The organism is Saccharopolyspora shandongensis, assembly GCF_900106995.1.
GTDB lineage: Bacteria > Actinomycetota > Actinomycetes > Mycobacteriales > Pseudonocardiaceae > Saccharopolyspora > Saccharopolyspora shandongensis.
In genome coordinates this window covers 1-2,744 of the sequence record NZ_FNOK01000096.1, presented here as the reverse complement: position 1 = coordinate 2,744, position 2,744 = coordinate 1, and the positions used below count along the sequence as shown (strand labels likewise).

Genomic DNA, 2,744 nt, shown 5'->3' with positions numbered 1-2,744 from the left:
GACGGACCGGCGTTCTCCGTCGTCCCAGCGGAACTACCGGCCTCCGCAGCCGGAGTCCCGGTCTCAGTCGATCCGGACGGACCGGCGTTCTCCGTTGTCCCAGCGGAGTTTCCGGTATCCGGCGAACCGGTCGGGTTCGCCGCCTCCGGCGTTGTGGCGTTGTTGCCGGGCTCTCCCGGGCTGGCGGGGCGCGTTTCGGCGCCCGGTGATCCGGCGCTCGCTTCCGGGCTTTCCGCCGTGTTCCCGGAGCTTGGACGGCCGGACTCGGCTCCACCCGAATCCGGCTGCCCGGCCTCCGGCGCACCGGTTTCGGTGCTGCCGGGGCCCGGCCTTCCGGCCTCCGGTTCTCCCGATTCCGGCGCGGTTTCCGAGGGCTTCTCGCCGCCTTCCCGGCCGCCGCCGTTCTCGCCATCCGCCCCGTCGTCGGCGCCGGATGTGGAGTTGCCCGAACCTCCGTTGCCCGAGCCGCCACCCGAACCCGCCGAGCCGCCCGCGGCTCCGCCACCGGGGCGCGCCCCACCGGCGCCCTGCCCCGCATTCGACCCACCGGAGCCCGACCCGCCGGACGCTCCGCCTCCCGACCCACCACCGCCGGCCGCACCACCTGCCGCCGGGCCTGCTGCATGAGCACCGCCCATCGAGCCGTTCCCGGCCGGAGCAGCGGCGGGTCCGTCTCCGGCGGGCGTGAGCGCCGGGGCCTGGCCGGCCGCGGGCGATGCGGCCGTGGCCGGGTCTGCGATGAAGTTCGTCAGGTGCGGGGCTTGGCCGGTGCTGATCACCGACATCAGGTCGAAGGCCTCGGTGACCTCGTGGAAGCTGCGCTCGCCGATGCGCTGCTCCCACAACCCGCCGACCGCGCCGCCCAGCGCCGCCTGCCCGATGCTCTCCGCGGTGATGCCGTCGCCGCCGAAGATCCGGGCGGGAGTGCCCGGCGAGGTCACCGCCGTCGCCCCGACGAGCCCGGCCACGCCACCGGCCGCGCCGAGCGCCACGAATCCCGACGTCTTGCTGGCCAGCCCCAGCGGAGCGCCGCCGAGGCTCGCGCCGACGAAGGCCGCCGCGGTGGAGCGCGGGTCGTAGGTGTACCGGCCGTCGGTCTCCAGCACGGTCTTGACCTGGGCGAACACGTCCGCGCCGATGCCGAACTTGAGCGCGCTCTGCAGGCCGTAGCCCACCATCCGCTGCCGCAGGATGTTGCCGGTCGTGAACGCCTTGGTGCCCGTCCTGGTGGCCAACCCTCGTTCGAAGGTCTTGCGCACGGCGTCGTCGACCAGCCGTGCCTGCTCCCGGCTCAACGCCGACGCGAACGGCACCGGTCGACCCGCGAGCCTCGCCGCGATCTGCTTCTCGACCGCCTCCCGCATGGCCGCGTTCTTCCGAACGCTCTTCGCCGCCGCCCTGCGCAGGGCCGGTGTGCTCCCGGTGCGGGCGGCGTCCATCGCCAGCTGGCGCATGATCGGACCGGACTGCTGGCGCGCGGCCGTGCGCGCGAGCTGCCTGCCGAGCGCTTTGCCCCCGGCGGTTTGCCCGATCCTGGTCGCCGCGCGTCCGGCCGCCGTCGTGCCCAACCTGGCGAACGTCCGGCCACCGAGTTGCGCCGCAGCAGTCCCGGCGCGCATTCCCAGCTTCCGCAGGGTCTGCTGGATGAAGATCGCGCCGACGCGCTGCAACGCCTTCTCGACGGCCACGCGGGTCGCGTTCCGCGCCACGATGACCGCCGGTGGCACGGTGACCATGGAGGCGCCCCAGGTCGGCACCGCAGCGATCGCCGCACGGATGGCCTCGTAGCACAGGAGCAGCAGGCTGGCCTGGAAGGCGCTCTTGGCCAGCACCACGCTGTTGTTGAACTTGAAGGCTCCCTGCGCGTACGAACCGGCCGTGGTGACGTAGTCGTTGGCCGCCTGGGAAAGCTTCATCACGGCCATCTTCATCGTGGGCGCCGCGATGCCGCCGTTCCAGCCGGCGGTGACGTCCGCCGCGGCCTGCTGCGCTTCCCGTAGGAATTCGACGGCGCGTTCGGCCTCCGCCACCCACGCCTTGCCCAGCTCCGCCGACAGGTTCTCGTCGGCCTCCGGGTAGTCGCCGATCAGCAGGCGGAAGACCGAGCTCAGCCGCGGGAGCACGATCGGCGAGTGGAACCACGAGCGCAACCATTCGTTGAGCTCGTCGATGTACACGTCCATCTGCTCGCCGAAGTCCACCACGCCCTGCGCGAAGGCGTCGAGCGCATCGGAGGCACCCTCGCCGATGCCGCCGTCACCCAATGCGGACCTCCGCGACCGAACCCGCCATCACGCCTCGACGTTCCGGTGCTGGTCGGCGAAGTAGTCGTCCACCGTGCCGTAGCTGCCCAGCGCCTCGATGCCGTTCTCCGCGATGATCTTCAGCTGGCTCGCCAGGTGCGCGCGGTTCTCGAACACCGCGTCGGAATCCGGGAAGTTCGCCTTCCCCTGCTGCCCGATGCGGTCGCCGCCGAAGGTCCGCGGGTCGTCCATCAGCTCCGCGATCCGCTCCTTGCTCGCGCTCGCCGCGTCCTTGTACGCCTCGCCGTACTGGCCGAGCCGCCTCAGCAGTGCCGCGACCGCCTCCGGGCCACCGTTGACGTTCAGCGCGTCGCTCATGACTGGTCCGCCTCTCCGCGATACTGGTCCGCCTCTCCGCGATTCACAGTTCCGCCTCTCCGCGATTCACAGTTGTGGTTACGTCCCGGGTCAAACCCGCGTTTCGCGGTTTCTTGTGGCTGG

2 protein-coding genes are annotated in these 2,744 nt (G+C 72.0%); both read right to left on the bottom strand.

What is annotated here, in order from left to right; translation table 11 throughout:
* The coding region (locus BLW84_RS48780; RefSeq protein ID WP_218157752.1) for a WXG100-like domain-containing protein at nt 1-2,264 on the bottom strand (2,264 nt) is incomplete at its 3' end.
* Between the two features lie 27 nt (nt 2,265-2,291).
* Entirely contained in the window at nt 2,292-2,621 is a 330-nt protein-coding gene (locus tag BLW84_RS44435; protein WP_093278597.1) for a hypothetical protein, read from the bottom strand.
* Between the last annotated feature and the right edge of the window lie 123 nt (nt 2,622-2,744).